The organism is Candidatus Eisenbacteria bacterium (genome assembly GCA_016930695.1).
In the GTDB taxonomy this organism is placed as follows: domain Bacteria; phylum Orphanbacterota; class Orphanbacteria; order Orphanbacterales; family Orphanbacteraceae; genus JAFGGD01.
The window spans coordinates 52201-72323 of record JAFGGD010000034.1 but is presented as its reverse complement, the minus strand read 5'-3'; the positions used below and the strand labels follow the sequence as shown (position 1 = coordinate 72323).

The following is a 20123-nucleotide window of genomic DNA, read 5'->3' as shown; positions in this document are numbered from 1 at the left end:
ATTTCCGGGCGTTGGGCTTACCCGCGGAAAGAAAACCGGCGACGCCGCGTTTCGATATCCGCCGAGCCGGTCTCCTCTCGATCAGCAGTATTTTTCCAGAATCTCCTTGCGCTGGTTTTCGTCGAAAGGAATCGGGTAGCGGCCGTCGAAGCAGGCGGCGCAGTAGCCGAGCCCCTCGGGAACGGCCCGGAGCAACCCTTCGAGAGAGAGGTAGCCGACGCTGTCCACGGCGAGATAACGGCCGATCTTCTCCACCGTGTGGGTGGCGGCGATCAGTTCCCCTCGCGTCGGGGTGTCGATGCCGTAGAAGCAGGGGAAGCGGATCGGCGGGGAGCTGATCCGGAGATGTACCGCCGCCGCGCCGGCGCGGCGGATCATCTTCACCAGCTTCCGCATGGTGGTCCCCCGCACGATCGAGTCGTCCACGACCGCCACGCGTTTCCCCTCCAGCACGTCCCGCACGGTGTTGAACTTCACCCGCACGCGGAGATCCCGGAGATGCTGGGTCGGTTGGATAAACGTCCGTCCCACGTAGTGGTTTCGGATCAATCCCATCTCGAAGCGGATCCCGGCGCGCTCGGCGTAACCGAGAGCGGCCATGTTGGAGGAGTCGGGGACTCCGATCGCGATGTCTGCCTCGGCGGGGTGCTCTTCGGCGAGCACATGGCCGAGGCGTCGCCGAACCGGGTCGACGGGGTGCCCGAAGATGATCGAGTCGGGACGGGAGAAGTAGATGTACTCGAAGATGCAATGCCGCGGCTCGGGATCGCCGTTCAGGTCGATGGAGCGGACCCGTCCGTCCTCGATCACGAGCATTTCGCCCGGGGCGATCTCCCGGTCGTATTCGGCGCCGATGAGATCGAGGGCGCAGGACTCGGAGGCGACGACCAGCCCCCCGTCGAGACGGCCGAGACAGAGGGGGCGGAACCCGTGCGGGTCGCGCGCGGCGATCAGGCGGCGACCATCGGAGAGCACGAGCGAGTAGGCGCCCCGGACGCTTCGGAGCGCTTCCCGGACACGGTCCACGAACGCCTCGCTCCGAGATCGGGCGACGAGATGAACGATCACCTCGGTGTCCATTGAGGTTTGAAAAATCGCCCCCTCTTCCTCCAGCGATTGACGCAGTTGCCAAGCGTTCACCAGGTTGCCGTTATGGGCGAGAGCGAGAACGCCCCCCCGGAAGTGCGCCAACAGAGGCTGCTGGTTTTCGGGGCGGCAGGAACCGGTGGTGGAGTAGCGGTTGTGGCCGACCGCCATGTTTCCCGGAAGACCGGCCAGGCTCTCCCGATCAAAGACGTCCGAGACGAGACCCATACCGCGCACGGAGTAATGCCGCTCTTCGTGAAAGCTGACGATCCCCGCTCCCTCCTGTCCCCTGTGCTGGAGCGCGTAAAGACCGAAGAAGGCGAGTTCCGCCGCTTTCTCCACGCCGGAAACCCCGATGACGCCGCACTTGTCTTCCCAGCCGGCGTTCACTCCTCGGCCTCCTCGCTCTCCACGGCGGCCTCCACGGACCAGGTCTGCACGTGCGGGTTCACCAGAAGTCCCCCCTTGGGGGCGCGGGTCACGGCGAGCGATTCGGCGAGCGCCAAGCCCTCCGCGCCGCCGGTCCCTTCCAGCTTCATCCGCCAGAGGACGCCGTAACGCACGCCATGGAGCCCGTCGATGGCGTAGCGCCGGGCCAGGGTCTCCTCGGCCACTTTCCCTTCCAGATCCTCTCGCCCACGGACGAGGACGAGATAGCCCCCCTCCCGCCAACCGCGCCGGTAATCGCCGGTGATCCGGTAGGCGTGCTTGTTCGGGTTGACGAAGAGATTGGAGTCGCGGACGAGCGCGTCGAGCTTTTCCCGGAAGGCGGCCCCGTCCCGGTGCCGGAACTCCCACAGGTCGAGGCGATCGAGCCGGACGAGGCGCCCGCCGCCGGCGACGCGCTTACGGATCGTTTCCTCCGCCGTGAGCGCCGTCACGTCGGGGACGCGCAGGCGAACGAGAAGAAAGAGAGCTTCGCTCACGTCACCACCTCCCGCGCCGCCGCGGCGAAAGCGGCCAGCACGCGCAGCCCGGGACCGGGCGTGAAAAGCGCCTCCGGCCCTCTGGCCGGCAGATCTTCCTTCTCCCCCACCCAGACGGAGGGGAGATGCGAGGGAACCTGATGCAGCCAGGCAGCCCGTTCCGGATGGGGCATCATGGCGACCACGTTCCCCGCCGGGTTGCAGACCGCCGCCGCGCCGACGGCCGATCCGTTCGGACAGAAGGGGAACTCCCCCGTAGGCTCTCCCTCCGGCGTGGCATAGAGAAGCGGAATCTGTCCCGCCGCGCGGAGTCGCCCGAAGAAATCCGCATCTTCAGACACAAACCTTCCCTCCCCGTGGGCGATCGGGAGGGGGATCGTCTCTCCTTCCTTCAGTTCCCGGGAGAGGAAGGAACGGCCGCCGGCATGGGTCAGGAATATCCAGTCGCAGTGGTAGCCGGTGCGGCCGGGCATCCGGTTCGGCGCGAGCGCCGCCTCAATCCGGTCCACGTTCGTCCCCGGGACCAGGCCCGCTTCCACCAGGATCTGCGCCCCGTTGCAGATCCCCAGAATCGGCAGTCCGCGCGCCGCCGCTCCGGCGAGACGTTCCAGGACCGGCTCCCGGGAAGCGATCACCCCCCCACGCACCCGGTCCTGATAAGAGAACCCGCCGGGCAAGACGAATCCGGCGTAGCGATCGGTAAGGTCTTCGGTTCGATTCCATCGAAGAATCTCCGCGTCCACGTTCAGGCCGCGCAGGGCGCGGGCCGTTTCGAATTCACAGTTGACGCCGGGGAACTGGACGACGGCGACCCGGACTCTCCTCACGGTCACACCCCCGGGAAGAGGGAGGCGAGCGCCTCCCGACGGGTTTCGCGGATCCGCCCGGCCCGGAGATCCACCGCCGCCGCCCCCGCCCGGTCCACCCGGAGCCGTCCGCTCCGGTCGGTCCCGCCGATGCCGAAGGCGGGGATCCCGGCGCGCGTCGCCCGCTCAAGGATCGCCGGCGCCTCGGCGGCGTCGACCTCGAGGAGGAAGCCGGCGGACTCGCCGAAGAGACGCGCCGCGAGAGAAACTTCACTCCCGAAGAGGTCCGCGTCGATCCGCGCGCCGATCTCGGAATCCCGCGCGGCGGAGAGCATCTCGGCGAGGGCGACCAGAAACCCGCCCTGGCCGATGTCGTGGGCCGCCCGGATCCTCCCCTCGCCGGCGAGGGCGCTCATCAAGTGAATCGCCGGCCGCTCCTCGTCCGAACGGAAGAGGGGCGGGCGCCCGCCGAGGCTCCCGGCGACGACCCGCGCGAAAAGGGAGCCGCCGAGGTCGTCGTACCGTTCACCGAAGAGAATCAGGCGGCTCTCCCCGCGCTTCAGCCCCATCGTCACCGCCCGGGATGCGTCATGCACGATCCCGAGAATGCAGAGAATCGGCGAAGGCGCGACCGCGTTCCCCCGGGACGATTCGTTGTAGAAGCTGACGTTCCCGCTCACGATCGGGATGGGGGAGGCGGGATCCTCGGCGAGGCCGATCCCCTCCGCCCCCTCCCGGATCCCCCGCACCCCCTCGAGGAACTGGTGGTACACCTCGGGGTCCTCGGGGTTGCCGTAGTTGAGGCAGTCGGTCATGCCGAGAGGGCGGGCGCCGACCGCGGCGAGATTGCGCGCCCCCTCGGCCACCGCGAGCGCCCCGGCGGCGCGCGGGTCGAGCCGGCCGTACCACGGATTGCCGTCCACCGTCGCGGCGAGCCCGACGGGGCATCCGGGGATCGGGAGGATCACCGACGCGTCCGCCTCGCCGGGGCGAATCACCGCCCTCCCCTGCACCTCCGTGTCGTAGGAGCGGAAGAGGGGCTCGGCGGAGCCGCCGTTCGGCGAGGCGAGCATTGCGAGGAGCGCCTCCGCCGCGTCGCCGTCCCAGGAGAAAACACCCTCCGGCGGCGCCGGCGCGGGGCGCGCCTCCCGGTCGAGGAGGACCGGGCAGGTGATCGACTCCACCGGCGCGTCGCAGACCGTCTTCTCGCCGCGGAGGATCCGCATGGCTCGTTCAGCAGTGAACCTTCCGATCTCGGCCGCCCGCGCGCCGCGGTAGATCGACGGGAGCTCGTACTCCTCGTTGAAGAGACGGAGCGTCTCCTCCACGAAACCGGCGGGGACGGCGAGGCCGTAGCGCTCCTGCGTCTCCGCCACCGCCGCCACATAATCCGGCACCGGCTCGGCGAGGGGAAGACGGTCCAGATCGATCTCCACCCCCATCCCGCTCTTGTCCGCCATTTCCGAGGCGACGCAGCTGAGACCGCCCGCCCCCAGATCCTTGCATCCTAAAGCGATTCCGCGCTCCGCGGCGCGCCGAAAGAGATCGCCGAGGGCGACGTTCAGCACACGTTTCAGGAAAGGATCCGGTACCTGCACCGCCCCCTTCTGCTCCTCGCCGGGCTCCTCCTCCAGGACCGCCGAGGCGAGTGTGGCGCCGCCGTACCCGCTTCCGTCGGTCGGCTTGCCGACGAGCACGAATCGATAGTCCCCCTTCCTTCCCGCGGCGGGAACGGCGCTCGGCAGCACCCGGTCCTCCTCGACGAGACCCACGGCGACCACGTTGACCAGACAGTTGTCGTCGTAACAGGCGTCGAAGCAGAGATCGCCCCCCAGGTTCGGCACGCCGAGCGGATTGGCGTATCCCGCGATCCCTTTCACCACGCCGCGGGCGATGTCCCGGCTCCTGTGGGAATGGCGTCCCTCCGGATCGCCGAAACGGAGCGGGTCGAGCACGCCGATCACCTCGGCGCCCATGCAGATCACGTCCCGCACCACGCCCCCGATCCCCGTCGCCGCCCCCTCCATCGGCACCACCTGGGAGGGGTGGTTGTGGCTCTCATGGGCCACCACGATCCCGTAGCGCCGCCCTTCCCACTCCGTGAACCGGAGGATTCCCGCGTCTTCGCCCGGACCGAGGAGCACCGTGGGCCCCTCGACGGGGAGCGTCTTCAGCGCGTTCCGGCTCGACTTGTAGGAACAGTGCTCGCTCCAGAGAAGATCGAAAATCTGCAGCTCGACCGGCGTGGGTTCGCGGCCGAGGAGTACCGCAACCCGCCGCCTCTCATCGGGGGTCAGCGCGATGACCTGCCGCCAAACCCGCCCGCTCATCCCTCGATCCCCGCGCGCCGGAAGAGATCGTCCACGCGCCGGACGTGATGATTCCAATCAAAAGCTTCCCGGATCTCCTCCTCGGAGAGCCGGGCCGCGACCTCGGCGTCCTCCGACAGGAGCCTCTCCAGATCGAGTTCTTCTTCCTCGGCGCGATGGGCGAGACTCTGGACCAAGCGGTAGGCGTCGCGCCGGGCGAGCCCTTTCCGCGCGAGGGCGAGGAGGACCGACCCGGCGGCGCAGCCGCTCTTCGCCGCCTCCAGGTTTCGCCGCACCCGCTCCTCGCGGATCCGGAGGCCCCGAACGACGCCGGTGAAGCGGGCCAAGGCGAAATCGAGAAGCGTGAAGGCGTCGGGGAGAATCACCCTCTCCACGGCGCTGTGGCTGATGTCCCGTTCATGCCAGAGCGCCACGTTCTCCATCGCCGGAACGACGTAGCTCCGGAGGAGCCGCGCCAGGCCGACCAGGTTCTCGCAGAGGATCGGGTTCCTCTTGTGGGGCATCGCCGAGGAACCCTTCTGCTTCTCCCGAAAAGGCTCCTCCACCTCCCCCACGTCGCTCTTCTGCAGGCTCCGGATCTCGGTGGCCATCTTCTCGATCGACGCTCCGAGGAGAGCGATCGCCGCGAGGAGCGCCGCGTGGCGGTCCCTCTGGACCACCTGGCTCGCGATCGGCTCGGGGGAAAGGCCGAGCGACGCCAGCACCTCCTCCTCCAGTTCGGGCGGAACGTGGGCGAGGGTCCCCACGGCACCGGAAAGCTTGCCGCGGCGAATCTCCTCCAAGGCACGCTCGAGCCGCTCCATGCCCCGCTCGATCTCGAGGGACCAGAGGGCGAACTTTAGACCATAAGTGATCGGCTCGGCGTACATGCCGTGGGTGCGGCCGACGGCGACGAGCCGCTTGTGGCGGACCGCCCGCTCCCGGAGCGCGGCGGCGAGTTCCGCGCCCTCCCGGCGGACGACGACGGCCGCGTCCGCGATCTGGAGCGCCAGTGCGGTATCGAGAAGGTCCGACGAAGTGAGACCCAGGTGGAGCCAGCGCGCCTCCGCGCCGACCGACTCCTCGACGCACTCCAGAAAAGCGATCACGTCGTGGCGCGTCTCCCTCTCGATCTCGGCGATCCGCTCCGCGGAAACACGGGAGCGCGCCCGCACGGCCTCCGTCACGCCCGGCGGGATCGATCCCCGCCTCTCCATCGCTTCGGCGACGGCGATCTCGATCCGCAACCAGAGGGCGTAGCGCCTTTCGTCGCTCCAGACCGCCGCCATTTCGGGGCGGGTGTACCGCGCGATCACTGCTCCCGCCCCCTCGGCTGTTCGCGCATGGTGAGACGGAAACCCATCATCTCCCCCTTCCGGACCACCGCCAGGTCGAGGGTGTCCCCCACCTGCACGCCGAAGAGCGCGCGACGCGCCTCCTCGATCCCCACGACCCGCTCGCCGTTCACGGCGATGATCACGTCCCCCACCTGGATTCCCGTCTCCTGCGCCGGGCTCCCCTCGTCCACGTAGCTGACGAGGACCCCGTCCTGAGACGTGAGGCCGAGGATGCGCGCCGCGCGAGCGTTGATCTCCTGCACGCGCACGCCGACCCAGACCTGTCGCACCTGGCCGTATCGGATCAATTCCTCCACGATCCGGCCCGCCGTGTTGATCGGAATGGCGAAGCCGACGCCGAGGGAGCCGCCGCTCTTGGTGAAGATGAAGGTGTTGATCCCCACCACCTCGCCCCGGGCGTTCACCAGCGGTCCGCCGCTGTTTCCCGGATTGATGGCGGCGTCCGTCTGGATCATGTCCTTGTAGATCCCGCGGCCCGTGTCGCCGGGTCGCACGTCCCGGTGCACGGCGCTGATCACTCCGACGGTGACCGAGGGCTGCGTGTTGTTCAGAAGGTAACCGAAAGGGTTGCCGATGGCGAGGGCCCACTCGCCGATCACCAGGCCGTCCGAGTCGCCCAGGGGCGCCACCGGGAGATCCTCTCCCTCGATCCGGATCACCGACAGATCGTAGGATGGATCGGTGCCGATCAGTTCCGCCGCGAACTCGCGGCCGTCGCTGAGCACGACCTCGATCTGCTCCGCCCCCTCGAGCACGTGGGCGTTGCTGAGCACGTACCCCTGGGGACTGATGATCACGCCGGAACCCATGTTCGCCACCGGCGTGACGTATTCCCGGTAAGGGAGGAAGTCGCGGAAGAACTGGGAGAAGAGTTCGCCGCTGCCGCCGAAGGGAGTCTGGCGGACGACGCGGTAACTCTTCACCGAGACGGTCACCACCGACGGGCTCACCCTCTCGGCGGCGGTCACGATGGCGTTTCTCCGGGAGGTATCGATCGCGTCGGTCACTCCCGTTTCGACGGCCGGGGGGAACCCCGAAGCGGGCCGCGCTTCGACGACCGGCTCCTCCCCCTCATCGCCGGAGCGCGGCGGTCCTTGCTCCGTTCCCCGTAGGAGCAGGAAAACCACGGCGGCGCCGACACCGAAGCTGAACAGGAGCAGAAAGAGAGCGCGCGCGATCGATCCGCTTCGATCGGCGAGACGGTTACGCAATGTCCACCCCCAGTTTCCTCCAGTCCTGAAGGAATTGCTCGATCCCCCGGTCGGTCAGTGGATGACGGATCATCTGATCGAGAACTTTCAGCGGCACCGTGGCGATCCCGGCGCCCGCGATCGCCGCCTCGAGGACGTGGATCGGGTTGCGGACGCTCGCGACAAGAACCTCCGTCGCGATGTCGTGGGTTTCGAAGATCTCGACGATGTCCCGGATCACGTCGAGGCCGTCGTAGCCCACGTCGTCGAGGCGCCCCACGAAGGGGCAGACGTAGGTGGCGCCGGCGCGCGCCGCCAGAAGCGCCTGCTGGGGATTGAAGATCAGGGTGACGGTGGTGTCGATTCCCTCGGCGTCGAGGGCGTGCACCGCCTTCAGCCCCTCCTTGTTCATCGGGATCTTGACGCAGATGTTGTCGCCGAGAAGACGGAGCTTCTTCCCCTCCCGCACGATCGTCTCCGCGTCGGTTCCCACCACCTCGGCGTTCACCGGGCCGTCCACGACCTCGCAGATCGCCCGCAGGTTCTCCATCGGGTCGCCGCCGTCCCGCGCCAGAAGGGTCGGGTTGGTGGTCACCCCGGCCAGAACACCGAGGGAAGCCGCCTCGCGGATCTCGTCCAGGTTGGCCGTGTCCAGGAAAAACCTCATCCGATCTCCTCCTCAGGCGGTGGGTCCGCGGGCGGCCCATCCTTCGCCGTAATCGATTTCCACGAGGCAGAGGCCGCGGGCCGGCGCGGTCGGTCCCGCGAGGCGTCTGTCCCGCGCCTCGAGGAGACCGGCGATGCCGTCCGACAGGCGCGTTCCCCTCCCGATCTCCACGAAAGTCCCCACTATATTACGAACCATGTGATGAAGGAAGCGGTTCGCCGTAATGGTGAAACGGATCTCGTCTCCCTCTTCTTCCCAAGAAGCATGGTCGACCCGGACCGTGTTTTCCCGCCCCTTCCGCGTGGAGGCGGCGAAGGAGGTGTGGTCCCTCTCGCCGAGGAGGTCGAAGACGGCGCGGGCCATCGGTTCGATCCGGAGCGCCCCCCGTCGTTCCCACACGAAACGCCGCCGGAAGGGATCCGCGCCCCGGAGGATCCGATAGCGGTAGGTGCGGGAGAGGGCGTGCCGCCTCGGGTCGAACCCCTCCCGCGCCGGGGCGGCCCGGAGGAGGAGGATATCCGGAGGGAGCATCGCGCGGAGGGCGCGGCCGATGGTGTCGGCGTCCAGGTCCGTCTCGACGTGGAAGGCGGCGACGGCGCGGAGGGCGTGCACGCCCGCATCGGTCCTCCCCGCGCCGTGCAGGCGGACCGGCCCGCCGAAAAGCCGGGCGAGGGCGCACTCGATCTCCCCCTGTACGGTGCGACGGCCGGGCTGGACCTGCCAGCCGGCGAAGTCGGTGCCCTCGAAACGGACTTCGATGCCGAAGATATACATGCGTAAACCGAACGAATCGGAGAAGGGGTGCTCTTCCGGGAGGGGGCCGACCTTCCCCGGCGCGCGTTCTCGGCCGGTCTCTCGGCGCCGCGGAGGCGCCTTCCTCCCTAAAAACGCATTGAAACACGTCGGCCGAGCCCGGTCAAAGAGAAAGGACACGGGCGGAAGGGGCGGCGCGTCCTTGAACCGTATCTTGGCGCTGGCGGGAGCGCCGGCGAAGGGGACCGGCCCTCCGTCGGGAAGGGGGGCGAGGGCCGGCGGCGTCGCCCGATCAGGTCATCAACTCGCCGATGAAGAGGCTCGCGTTCTTGACGAAAAACACCATCGGGAGATCCCCGGCGAGCTTTTCGAGACGCCCGGCGTATTCCGCCTCCTCGCCCCGCTCCGGCGTGGCGAGCCCGAGGAAGACGACCTCGGCGTCCTTGCTTCTCTCCTGAATCAATTCCGTGACGGTCGTATCCTTCGGCTTGAGGATCACCTCCGTCTCCGCCCGGATCCGGATTTCCGCGATCAGCCCGGCGAGAAACGATTCGGTTTGGGATCGGGCCGTCTCGGTGGAGGCGACACTCATCACGCGGACCCTCGCGTCCCTCCAGGAAGGATTTCGGGCCAGCAGGTGCGCCAGGAGGAGCATCAGGTCGCCGTTCCTCTGCAGGCCCGCCCCACCAGATATGGATCGTCCGCCTCACCCCCTCGCGGCGGTAGGCGCGGCTCGGTCGGATCCGCGCCAGCACCAGCGACTTATTGAGGACCTCCAGACGGCGCATGCTCCTCAGGAACTGCACCTGGAGCGACTCCTCCTCCGGCCAACCGAGAAGGACCGTGTTGCTCGCGATTCCCGCCATGCCGTTCGCCTGCGCCACCTGAACGACCCCATCCACCAGTTCCCGCACCACGTCCACTTCGGCGAAAGCGGTGAGCTTTTCCGCGTCCAGAATCTCCTGAATTTCGAGGCGCTTCTCCGCCAGACCGAGATCGTCCTTGAGCAGGTCGCCGACGACCAGGCGACAGACCGTGACCACTCCCCTCCCCTGGCTGAACCAGTCGCCGAAGCGGACCAGATCGAGTTCCCGCAACGGATCGCTCGTGAAAACGAGAACGTGGGGGCGCCAGTTCCGGGCGCTCGGCGGCCTGTCGGCGAGGCGGACCAACGCCCAGCGGATCACGCTCTCATAGAGCCCACGGCGGACGTCCCCCCAGTTGGCGGCGTATTCGCGCCGGGAGAGTACTATCCAAAGAGCCAGCTCGGCGAGAAGGGCGACGGCCCCCATCAGGGGTCGGATCAGGAAGATCACGGCCACGCAGGCGAAGCCGCCGGCCAGCGCGACCGGCCAGGGAACTCGGATTTTGGGCCGCCAGGAGGTGTCACCGCTCAGCGTTTCGAAGGCGGCGACCAGGTTCGCCGTCCCGTACACGGTGAGGAAGAACATCGTCACCAGCGCGGCCACCGCGTTCAGCCCGCCGAGCGCCGTCGCCGAGAGGGCGATGACGAGTGAGACGGCGAGCCCCGGCAGGAGGGCCTTACTCCCCTCGCCCGACCCGCCGAGAAAGCGGGGCGCGAGTCCATCCCTGGCGAGGGCCTGCAGCGTCCGCGGGGCGCCCAGGATCGACCCGACCGCCGACGAGAAGATCGCCGCCCAAAGGCCGGGGAAAACGATCCACGGGCCGAGAAGGGCGATCCGCGTCCAGACGAGGGAATCGTTCCGAAGCGCATCCGCCGGGGCGGCCCGGTGGAGAAGAACGGGCACGATGAGGTAGATCACCCATCCGGTGAAGACGGCCGCCAAAGTGCCGAGCGGAATCGCGCGGCCCGGATTCCGCAAATCGCCGGAGAGACCGAGCCCGGCCATCACGCCGGTCACCGCCGGAAAGAAGATCGCGAAACCGATCCAGAAACCGATGCTCTCGCCCGGACCGGGGGGCGGCGCGGCGGGGACCGCGGGCCGGAGAAGCGCCCCCACGACGAGGGCGACCAGCGAGGCGCCCACGAGCACCATCAGGGGAATCTGCGTCCGGAGCGCCTGCTTCGCGCCGAGCAGGGCGATCCCCGCTACGGCCAGTATGATGATCACCGCGGCGGTTTGCAGGGGAACGCCCGGCCAGAGAAAGCGGAGCGACTCGGCCAAACCGAAGGAGTACAGGGTCACCGATAGAGCCTGCGAGAGAAAGAGGGGAATGCCGATCGCCCCGCCCGCTTCAATGCCGAGGCTCCTGGAGATGATGTAGTAAGCCCCCCCGGTCCCGACGCGGGTGTTGGTCGCCACCGACGAGAAGGAAAAAGCCGTAATCGCCGTGATGCTATTGGCGAGGAGGACGACGGCGAGGAGGCGCGCCGGTCCCAGACTCCCCACGAGCCAGCCGACCCGCAGAAAGAGGATCACCCCGAGGATCGTCAAGATCGTGGGGGCGTACACCCCCAGAAAAGTCCCCAGTTTTCCTTCCGTCCTTTCCATCGCTCCTCTTCCCTCCCCTGAATCGTGGCGATTCTATTCCCGGCGGCGAGCGCCCAGCAAGGTCTATCGTCGCCGCGCCCGGCCCCTCTCCCTCCTTTCCCGGCGACCCCGTTCGCCCTCTGTGATAACCTCGCGGGCGATCTTCGACTACGGGAGGTGAACATGAACCGGATCACGCGCGCCATCCTTCCCCCGATCCTCATCCTCGCTCTTCTCGCGTCCTGTGCGCGGAAGGGAGAGGAGAAAACCGTGGCTTTCACGCCGGAGAGACCGACCCCGGCGGACCGGATCACCGTCCGCTATACCCCCGGCCTCTCCCCGTCCCCTCTTCGCTCCGGGTCGGCGGTCTTCCGCTTCACGCTGGTCGACAAGGAGGGCGGTCTCCTCGCCGGAGAGGTCCCGATGGAACGCCGCGGCCCGGCCTGGGAGGCTGCGCTCGCGCCGGTGGAACTGACCCCGAAGGAACCCGTCCTTCTGGTGTGCGCTTTCGTCGATCCCACCGACCCGGAGGTGGTGGACAACAACCGGGGAGACCCGTGGGTGCTTCTCTTCCATGAAGGGGAGACGCCCGTCGCCGGCGCGCGTTACCAGTACTACCGCCTCCTCGCCGGCGAGGAGAGGCTCACCGACGTGGTTCGCGTCCCCCGGGACCGCGCGCGGGCGCTCGAGGAACTGGAGAAGTCGGTGGAGGAACGCCCGGAGTCGGCCGAGGCGCGTTTCGTCCGGTGGGCCCGCGTCCTTGAGAAGGAAGAACCGGATAAAGCCCGCGCGGACTCGTTGCTCGCGGCGGCGCGCGCCGAGGCGGACCAATTTTTCATGAATCAAGAGAACTGGACCGAGCCCCCGCCCGCAACGGAGGGAGCGCTCGACCTCTACGCCCTGATCGGCGGTGAGACGCTCCGGGACAGCCTCACCGACGCGCTGATCGCCCGTTTCCCCCGGACCCGGTTCGCCTCCTCGGTGCTCTACCGTCGCGTGATGGAGGAGGAAGACCGCGGGCGCTTCGCCCGGGAGATGGAGCGCTTCGCCCGGGAGCACCCGGACGCGAAGGAAGCGGAGGAGGCGCGCACCTACGCCATCTATCTCTACCTGCGCTACCTGGGCGAGAGAGAGAACGCGCGAGCGTTGATCCATGAGGGGAAGCCCGTGGAACGCTTCGTCCTCTCCCTCTACGCGGAAACCCTCCTCGATGAAGGGGAGCTTTTGGACGAAGCGGAGGAGACGCTTCTCCGCGCGATCCGCGAAGAGGAAGGCGCATCGCCGTCCGCCGGCGAGGGGCTTTCCCCCGCGGAGTGGGAGAGAAACCGGAGGGAGACCCTCGCCTCTCTCCTCCACCTGCTCGCCCGCGTCCGGGAAACGCGCGGCGACGACGCCGGGGCGGCGGAGGCGCTCGGCAGGGCTCTCCGGGATCTCCCGGAGCAGGCGACGCCCGACATGCTCCTGCGCGCCGCCCGGATCCGCTCTCGAACGGGGGACACCGAGGGCGCCCTCGAGGCATACGACCTTCTCGCCCGCGCCGCCCGACCCTCCGGGGAAGCGACGGAAGAGTGGCGCGCACTCTGGGAGGCGGAGGGGGAAGGGGACTTCGACGCCCACGCCGCCCGGCTCCGCGAGGAGGGCCGGGCCGAGGCGATGGCCCGCCTGGACCGGAGGGCGCTCCGCTGGCCCGTTCCGGAGATCCGCTTCCTGGACACGGGGGGCGACACCCTCACCCTGGCCGGTTTCCTCGGCCGCCCGGTGTTGATCGATTTCTGGGCCACCTGGTGCGGGCCTTGCCGCCGCTCCCTGCCGCACGTAGAAACGATTTATGAGACAAGAAAAGAGGCGGGCGACGATCTGATTGTTCTTCCGATCAACGTCTGGGAGAGAACCGCCGACGAAGAGCGCCTGGCCGGCGTCCGTGAAAAGTGGGGGGAGTTGGGTCTCACCATGCCCTACTACCTCGACCTGGATCCCGGCGAAGGGGTAAAAACCGCGGCGGAGCTTTTCGCCGTTCCGGCGATTCCCACCACCTGCCTCATCGGACGGGACGGAACGATCCTCTTCAAGATCGTCGGTTTCGACGAAGAGAAAGGGGACGAGGAGATGCGCCTCAAGATCGATTACGCCCTCGCCCGCTGAGCGTGCCGCCGGACGCGTAGGAAAGGACCCCCTCGGGGGTCCTTTTTTTTCGCCCACGAACCGTTCAGAAGAGAAGAGTCCGCCGCCGAGACGCCGGGGAGAGCAACAGAAAAATCGCCGCCAGAGCCGCCTCGACGGCGGGGAGCCAGTCGCCGTGCCGGACCGAAAAGGTGCGGCTCCGGACCGGTAGGATCTCCGCCGTCACCGCGCCTCTCTCGAAGAGACCGATGCTCTTCAGCACACGCCCGCGGGGATCGGCGATCAGGCTGATGCCCGTGTTGGCGGAGCGGGCGAGGAAGAGGCCGGTCTCGACGGAGCGCATCCGGGCCATGGCTGCGTGCTGGTGCGGCGCGGCGGTGGTTCCGAACCAGGCGTCGTTGGTCAGGTTCACCAGAAAACGGGAACCCTCCCGCGCGAAACGGCGGATCAGGGGTGGGAAAATCGCCTCGAAACAGATATTGGCGGAGAAGGAGGTCCCGCCCAGGGGGAAGACCGTGTAGGACGTACCGGGATTGAAGTCCGCCTCGCCGAAGTTCAGATCGGTGATCCAACCCACCTTCCCGTGCAGGGGAAGCCTCTCCCCGAAGGGGACTAGATGGATCTTCCTGTACTCTCCGACCGAGCGGCCTTCCCGGTCGAGGAGCATCGCCGAGTTGTAATACTCGTAGCCGGTTTCGACCCGGTACTCGGCGTTGGGGAAGCCGAAGAGAAGCGGAACGCCGGTCTCCTCCACCACCTCCAGGATCATCCGTAGGTAGCGGTGCTCGTGAAGCACGTAAGCGGGCACGCCCGTCTCCGGCCAGACCGCCAGGTCGAGAGGGCCCTCCCTCTCCGCCGCCTCGCGGGTGAGTCCTCCCAGAATCTCGATCGATTTCTCCTTGTAGTCCTCGTCCCATTTCTTCTCGGCGGAGATGTCGGGCTGGACCACCGCGATCCGAAGAGGGCGCCCCTCGGCTCGGATTTTGGAGCGGACCGCCCGAACGCCGTCCAGGCCGATCCCGAAGAGAAGGAGGGCTGCGGCGGCGAAGGCGGCGACGCCCGTTCGGGGACGCTCTCGGGCGAAGCCGACCATCCCCTCCGCGACGAGGGCGTTCACGGCGACCACGGCGAAGGTGACCGCGTCCACCCCGCCGAGCCGGGCGATCTGCACCAGAGACGCATATTCGATCAGTGCGTATCCGGGCGCTCCCCAGGGAAAGCCGAGGGGACCCGACGCGCGGAGATACTCCAGCACGCCCCAGAGAACGGGGGCGAGAAGGAACGCGGGGAAACGCCGCGACCCGAGCCGGAGGGCGGCCGCGAAGAGCCCCGGGAAAAAGGCGAGGTAGGCGGAGAGAAGGAGATATCCCCCCGCCGCGATCGCCCGAACCGGGATCTCCGTCTCGGCGAGAAGAGCGACCCAATAAAGGAGCGCGAGAAAAAAGCCGAAGCCGAAGAGCCAGCCGGTCCGGAGCGCGCGGAAGAGGGATCGATCCCGGGACTCGCTCCGCAGAATCAGCAGGAAGGGGACGAGGGAAAAGAGGACGAACGCGCCGGGCACGTGTTTCTGGAAGGGGAGCGAAGCGACGACCCCGGCGAGAAACGGGACGAGAAGGGCGAGTCTCCCCCCTCCCGCCCCTCCGCGGAGATCGGTTCGTTCAGGCACCGAATTTCTTGAGCCGCCCGGCATGGGCCAGGGCGAGTGGGAGAATGTGAATCGCCGGGAAACGACCGAGGGACCCGCCGGAGCAGTCGCTCTCGCCGAACCGGGCACGATCGTCCGGGCGGACCGTCCTTCCCTGAATCAGGAAAGGGACCGGATGCCAGCTGTGCGACTTCAGCTGCGACGGCGTGGAGTGGTCCCCCGTGACGATGACCACTTTGTCGGGCAGGTCGTCGAGACGGGCGAACAACCGGTCCGTCTTCTCGATCGCCTTCCGCTTCGCTTCCCCGTCGCCGTCCTCGCCCGCCTTGTCCGTATCCTTGATGTGAACGAAAAAGAAATCGTATTCGTTATAGTGCGCCGTGACCGCCTCGAAGCTGGACGCGTTTGATCCCTTTACATCCAAAACGTCCATCCCGACCAGGCGGGCCAGCCCGCGGTACATCGGGTAGAGCGCCAGCGCCACCGCCCGAAGGCCGTAACGCTCCCGGAAGGAAGGGAAGGGACGATAGCGGGAGATGCCGCGGAGCATGAGGCCGTTCGCCCGCTCCTCGCCGCGGAGCCTCTCCCGGGCTTCCGCGATCCAACGGTTGGCGATCTCCGCCGAGCGCTCCGCTTCGGGCTTCAGCGCCCGCACGGGATCGGGTTCCACCCCCGTCGCCTGCGGATCCGAGTCGGTGAGCCCGTCCTCCAACCCGTCCCCGCGGAAGATCACCGCCGCCCGGTGCTCCTTCACGGGTCGGACGAACACCTCCACGCCGGGGATCTCGATCCCCTCGAGAAGCGCCGTGAGACGTTCGCACTCCTCGGTGGGGATTCTCCCCGCCCGCCGGTCGGTGATCCGCCCCTCGCCGTCGAGCGTGCAGAAATTGATCCGAGCCGCCAGGTCGATCTCGTTCAGCTCGAAACCGATGCCGAAGGACTCCAGCACCCCCCGCCCCACCTGATACTCGAGCGGGTCGTAACCGAAGATTCCCAGGTGGCCCGGTCCGCTGCCGGGCGTGATCCCCGGGCCGACCGGATCGATCAGGCCGAGCTGCCCCTTCTTGGCGAGACGGTCCAGATTGGGTTTGCTCGCCGCTTCCAGTTCGGTCTTGCCGCTCACCCGGTCCGGGAGGCCGCCGAGGCCGTCGAACACGACGAAGACGATTTTCTCCCCCTTCTCTTGGGCGAGCGAAGGCAATAGATCGTGTACGTTCATTCCGAAATCCCTCCGGAAAAGTTCGCGTGGACGTCGAACCGACGGTAGCAGAGGGGCGGGTCGCCGTCAATCGACGGACGGGGTTCCCACGGGGCTCAAGGGATCGGATGATCCTGCGAGCCGCCCGCGCCGGGGATGAGCCCCGCCGAAGGACCGGCCCGATAGGCGAGGGTGAAGAAGTCCCTCCTCCCCTCGGTGGATCCGCTGGGGAAGAAATCGAGGGCGGCGAAGTGAACGCGGGAGACGAAGTAGAAATCCTTGAGGCGTTCGGCGGGAACCGGATCGGCGGAGGGGAGATTCACCGACAGGGGATTGATGTAGGTCGTCCCGCGACGCATACGGAAGTCCAGATGGGGTCCGGTGGCGAGGCCGGTGGAGCCCACATAACCGATCACCTGCCCCTGCGTCACCCTCGCTCCGTTCCGGACCCCCTTGCCGAACCGGGAGAGATGGCCGTAGCAGGTGGTGTAGGAATGGCTGTGCCGCACCTCCACGTAGTTGCCGAAGCCCCCCTTGCGGCCGGAGAAAATCACCGTGCCGTCGCCGACGCTCACCACCGGCGTCCCGGAGGCGGCTGCGTAATCGATTCCCAGGTGGGGACGGTAGTACTTCAGGATCGGGTGGTAACGGCTTCGGCTGAACCCCGAGCTGATCCGGCGGTAATTGAGCGGGGATCGCAGAAAGATCTTGCGGAGCGACGTTCCGTCCGGCGCGTAGTAGCTCGCGCGCTCCCCCTCCGGCTCGTAGATCACGCCGGAGACGCTCCCACGGTCCCCCTCGTACCGGGCGACGAGAAGATCGCCGTAACGGTTCAGCTCGTCCCCCTCGAAGTACGCCTCGACGAGAAAAGAGTACCGGTCGCCGGCCCGGCAATCGGTCAGGAAATCGAAGGTCCAGGAAAAAATATCGGCGAAACGAACCACAAGATCCGCCGGCGCCCCCTCGGACCGGAGCGATTCCCAGAGGGAGCCGTCGATCTCCCCCTCGAAGCGGACGATCTCCTTGCGGAGAGGCGGCGCGTCGAGCCGCGCGCTCCATCCCTCTCCCTCGCGCTCCGCGACGAAGCGCTCCCGGTGGCGGCGGGTGACGGCGAAGCGGACCAGGCTCCCCGCGAGGTCGCGCTGGGCCTCGATCCTGTCGTCGGTTCGGTAGCGGGACGGGGGGAGATACGGGGCGAGGGCGGCAAGCGCGTCCGCCGCCTCGTTCCGATCGAGGCCGGCCCGGAGCGCCCAACCCATCGGCGTTTCCCCCCTGCGAAGACTCCCCGCCTCGACGGTCAGCGATTCCTCCGCCACGGCGGTTTCTTCCCCGGCGACGAAAATCTCCGACGCCGCCTCCTCCCTTTCCGAAGAGGCGCAGGCGAGCGCCGCCAGCAGGAAAAGCGGGAAGAGCTTCATCCAAAGCGGTTTCGTCATGAGATGGGCGCGCTCCTCGCGCGGGGGGAAGGGAGTCGGGTCGTTCGGGGGGCCCGGGACGGCGGCGCGGGCCGCGATCCCGGAACCCCCCGTGGGATCGTTCGATTCGTTCGTTTATGATCCGGCCGGCGCCGCACCCTCGGGGGTTTCCGCCGGCGCTTCCGCCGCGGGCTCGAACCGCCCGCCCAGATGCTTCGCGAGGAACGCTTCCGCCGCGGCGTAGAACTTGAGCCGGTTCTCCGGCTTGGCGAAGCCGTGCCCCTCGTCCGGGAAGAGCATGTACTCGTATTCGATCCCTTTATCCTTCAGCGCCGCCACGATCTGCTCCGACTCGGCCTGGTTGACCCGCGGGTCGTTGGCGCCCTGGGCGATCAGCATCGGGATCTGGATCTGATTCACCTTGAAGAGCGGCGACCGGGACTCCAGGAATTCCTTGTCCGTTTCCGGGTTGCCGACGCGCTTGTACATCACCTCCAGGAAGGTGGACCAGTAAGGCGGGATGGTGTTGATGAAGGTGATCAGGTTGGAAGGACCGACGATGTCGACGGCGCAGCAGAAGAGCTCCGGCGTGAAGGTGGCGCCCACCAGCGCGGCGTAACCGCCGTACGAACCGCCGTAGATGGCCACCTTCTCCGGGTCGGCGTAGCCCTGCTCCACCGCCCAGTTCACGGCGTCCACGAGGTCGTCGTGCATCTTGCCGCCCCACTCCTTGTCGCCGGCGTTGAGGAACTCCTTGCCGTAGCCGGTGGAGCCGCGGAAGTTGACCTGCAAACAGAGGTAGCCGCGGTTGGCGATCCACTGCGCCTCCGGGTTGTAACCCCAGCCGTCCCGGTGCCAAGGCCCGCCGTGCACGTTCAGCACCATCGGCAGGTTCCGGCGGCCTTTCCCGGGCGGGAAGGTGGCGTATCCGTGGATGGTGAGACCGTCGCGCGAGGTGAACTCGATCGGCTCCATCTTGGCGAGGGTGTAATCGTTCAGGTCCGGCTTGTGATCGAAGAGGAACTTGGTCTGCTTGGTCTTCCGGTCGAGCATGTAGTACTTGACCGGGCCGTCGTCGGCGGTGAAACCGACCACCCAGACGTCGTCGTCCGTGTTCCGGCGGGGACGGCCGTGGTCGCCGGGATGGAGCCGCTCGATGATCGCCCAGTCCTCGCGGATGGCGTCGTCCACGACGGTCCACTCGGTCCGGTCGCGGTCGATGGCGTAGGCCTGCACGGTGTACTCGTCCGGGTGGAGCATCACGCCGCCCACGTCGTAAACCGGGTCCTCGGCGATGACCTCGAATTCCTTGGTGGCGAGGTCCATCAGAACGAGACGGGCCGCGTTGGCGTTGCGCGAATCGAGGAGGTACATGGAGCCGCCGTCCTTGGAGAAGGCGACCGGCTCGCTGTTCATGTTGTCCTCGCTGCTCCAGGTCAGGATCTTTTCCCATTCATCGTCGAGGCTCTCGCGCACGAGCAGATCGAAGCCGCCCTCCATGTTCGCGGCGAGAGCGCCCCGCACGGTGAAGTCGGCGTCGGTCTGCCATCCGATGATGTTCCCGGGGTTCTTCGCCACCAGGTTCAGTTCGCCGGTGCTGATGGTCAGATGATAGACGTCGTGCAGACGGGGGTCCTCCATGTTGAGACCGATCAGGATCTCGTCCGGATAGTCTTTGTGCAGATCGACGATCTGCGCCTGCACTCCCTCGAAGGGGGTCAGGTCGCGGATGTCGCCGGTCTCGAGGTTCACCGCGTAGAGGCGCCAATTCTCGTCGCCGCCCTTGTCCTGCACGTAAAGGAGATGCTTGTTGTCCTTGGCGAAGAAGTATCCCCGGATCCCGCGGTCCGTGTCGCGCGTGACCGGTTTGTAGTCTCCTTCGGCGATGGAGCCGACCCACACGTTCAGCACGCCGTCCACCGGCGCGACGTAGGCCATCTTCGTCCCGTCCGGAGAAACCTGCGGACCCGCCTTCTCCGGGTTGCCGAAAAGAACCTCGCGCGGAATCAGGTCCACGTCACCGGAAGAGCCGGCTCCGCACCCGAGCACGAAAAACGCACCGAGCAGGGGGAACAAGAGGAGAAATCCGAGACGAGTCATGGTCGTTCTCCTTCCGAACCGGGGATCTCTCTCCCCGGGCAACGGGGGTAAACCGCGGTGCGGACGACTCCGGCCGCGATCGATCGGCGGTACCCG

At 67.5% G+C, this 20123-nt stretch carries 14 protein-coding genes; 1 reads left to right on the top strand and 13 read right to left on the bottom strand.

All coding sequences use genetic code 11. From position 1 onward, the window contains the following. Positions 1-81: 81 nt before the first annotated feature. The 9 genes from JW958_07830 to JW958_07790 form a co-directional block, all read right to left on the bottom strand. A complete protein-coding gene (locus tag JW958_07830; GenBank protein ID MBN1826159.1) occupies positions 82-1476 on the bottom strand; it encodes an amidophosphoribosyltransferase in 1395 nt (464 codons plus the stop codon). Then, a complete protein-coding gene (locus JW958_07825; GenBank protein MBN1826158.1) occupies positions 1473-2012 on the bottom strand; it encodes a hypothetical protein in 540 nt (179 codons plus the stop codon). The genes JW958_07830 and JW958_07825 overlap by 4 nt, the downstream gene beginning before the upstream one ends. Then, positions 2009-2839 (bottom strand): phosphoribosylformylglycinamidine synthase I, encoded by an 831-nt coding sequence (gene purQ / locus JW958_07820; protein MBN1826157.1) that lies wholly within the window; start codon positions 2837-2839, stop codon positions 2009-2011. Before purQ ends, JW958_07825 begins: the two co-directional genes overlap by 4 nt. Positions 2840-2841: 2 nt before the next feature. Beyond that, complete coding sequence (gene purL / locus JW958_07815; GenBank protein MBN1826156.1) at positions 2842-5148, bottom strand: phosphoribosylformylglycinamidine synthase subunit PurL; 2307 nt, start codon at positions 5146-5148, stop codon at positions 2842-2844. After that, a complete protein-coding gene (locus JW958_07810) occupies positions 5145-6443 on the bottom strand; it encodes an adenylosuccinate lyase (GenBank protein MBN1826155.1) in 1299 nt (432 codons plus the stop codon). Before JW958_07810 ends, purL begins: the two co-directional genes overlap by 4 nt. Beyond that, complete coding sequence (locus JW958_07805; protein MBN1826154.1) at positions 6440-7696, bottom strand: trypsin-like peptidase domain-containing protein; 1257 nt, start codon at positions 7694-7696, stop codon at positions 6440-6442. Before JW958_07805 ends, JW958_07810 begins: the two co-directional genes overlap by 4 nt. Next, on the bottom strand, positions 7689-8342 hold the full coding sequence (gene fsa, locus JW958_07800; protein ID MBN1826153.1) for a fructose-6-phosphate aldolase: 654 nt from the start codon (positions 8340-8342) through the stop codon (positions 7689-7691). The genes JW958_07805 and fsa overlap by 8 nt, the downstream gene beginning before the upstream one ends. A 12-nt stretch (positions 8343-8354) precedes the next feature. Continuing rightward, positions 8355-9116 (bottom strand): tRNA pseudouridine(38-40) synthase TruA, encoded by a 762-nt coding sequence (gene truA / locus JW958_07795; GenBank protein ID MBN1826152.1) that lies wholly within the window; start codon positions 9114-9116, stop codon positions 8355-8357. A 107-nt stretch (positions 9117-9223) separates the two neighbouring features. Further along, positions 9224-11569: a Na-K-Cl cotransporter gene (locus JW958_07790; protein MBN1826151.1), complete on the bottom strand. Its 2346-nt coding sequence runs from the start codon at positions 11567-11569 to the stop codon at positions 9224-9226. 162 nt (positions 11570-11731) lie between these two features. Here JW958_07790 and JW958_07785 point away from each other — a divergent pair, with 162 nt between their 5' ends. Then, positions 11732-13690, top strand: a complete 1959-nt coding sequence (locus JW958_07785) for a TlpA family protein disulfide reductase (GenBank protein MBN1826150.1) — start codon at positions 11732-11734, stop codon at positions 13688-13690. Positions 13691-13754: 64 nt separating this feature from the next. On the opposite strand, the gene lnt is transcribed toward JW958_07785, so the two are convergent. The 4 genes from lnt to JW958_07765 all read right to left on the bottom strand — a co-directional run bounded on the left by lnt (position 13755) and on the right by JW958_07765 (position 20027). After that, positions 13755-15335: an apolipoprotein N-acyltransferase gene (lnt, locus tag JW958_07780; protein ID MBN1826149.1), complete on the bottom strand. Its 1581-nt coding sequence runs from the start codon at positions 15333-15335 to the stop codon at positions 13755-13757. Then, a complete protein-coding gene (locus JW958_07775; protein MBN1826148.1) occupies positions 15328-16533 on the bottom strand; it encodes a 2,3-bisphosphoglycerate-independent phosphoglycerate mutase in 1206 nt (401 codons plus the stop codon). The genes lnt and JW958_07775 overlap by 8 nt, the downstream gene beginning before the upstream one ends. A 95-nt stretch (positions 16534-16628) precedes the next feature. Continuing rightward, positions 16629-17948 (bottom strand): M23 family metallopeptidase, encoded by a 1320-nt coding sequence (locus tag JW958_07770; GenBank protein ID MBN1826147.1) that lies wholly within the window; start codon positions 17946-17948, stop codon positions 16629-16631. A 114-nt stretch (positions 17949-18062) separates the two neighbouring features. Continuing rightward, positions 18063-20027 carry a S9 family peptidase gene (locus tag JW958_07765; protein MBN1826146.1) on the bottom strand — a complete coding sequence of 655 codons (1965 nt, stop codon included), beginning with the start codon at positions 20025-20027 and terminating at the stop codon, positions 18063-18065. Positions 20028-20123: the final 96 nt, after the last annotated feature.

Bases quoted from the DNA above. Each gene is read 5' to 3' on its own strand.
- JW958_07770 (MBN1826147.1), bottom strand. From the start codon at position 17,948: ATGACGAAACCGCTTTGGATGAAGCTCTTCCCGCTTTTCCTGCTGGCG.
- fsa (MBN1826153.1), bottom strand. From the start codon at position 8,342: ATGAGGTTTTTCCTGGACACGGCCAACCTGGACGAGATCCGCGAGGCG.
- purL (MBN1826156.1), bottom strand. From the start codon at position 5,148: ATGAGCGGGCGGGTTTGGCGGCAGGTCATCGCGCTGACCCCCGATGAG.
- truA (MBN1826152.1), bottom strand. From the start codon at position 9,116: ATGTATATCTTCGGCATCGAAGTCCGTTTCGAGGGCACCGACTTCGCC.
- JW958_07765 (MBN1826146.1), bottom strand. From the start codon at position 20,027: ATGACTCGTCTCGGATTTCTCCTCTTGTTCCCCCTGCTCGGTGCGTTT.
- JW958_07790 (MBN1826151.1), bottom strand. From the start codon at position 11,569: ATGGAAAGGACGGAAGGAAAACTGGGGACTTTTCTGGGGGTGTACGCC.
- JW958_07775 (MBN1826148.1), bottom strand. From the start codon at position 16,533: ATGAACGTACACGATCTATTGCCTTCGCTCGCCCAAGAGAAGGGGGAG.
- JW958_07785 (MBN1826150.1), top strand. From the start codon at position 11,732: ATGAACCGGATCACGCGCGCCATCCTTCCCCCGATCCTCATCCTCGCT.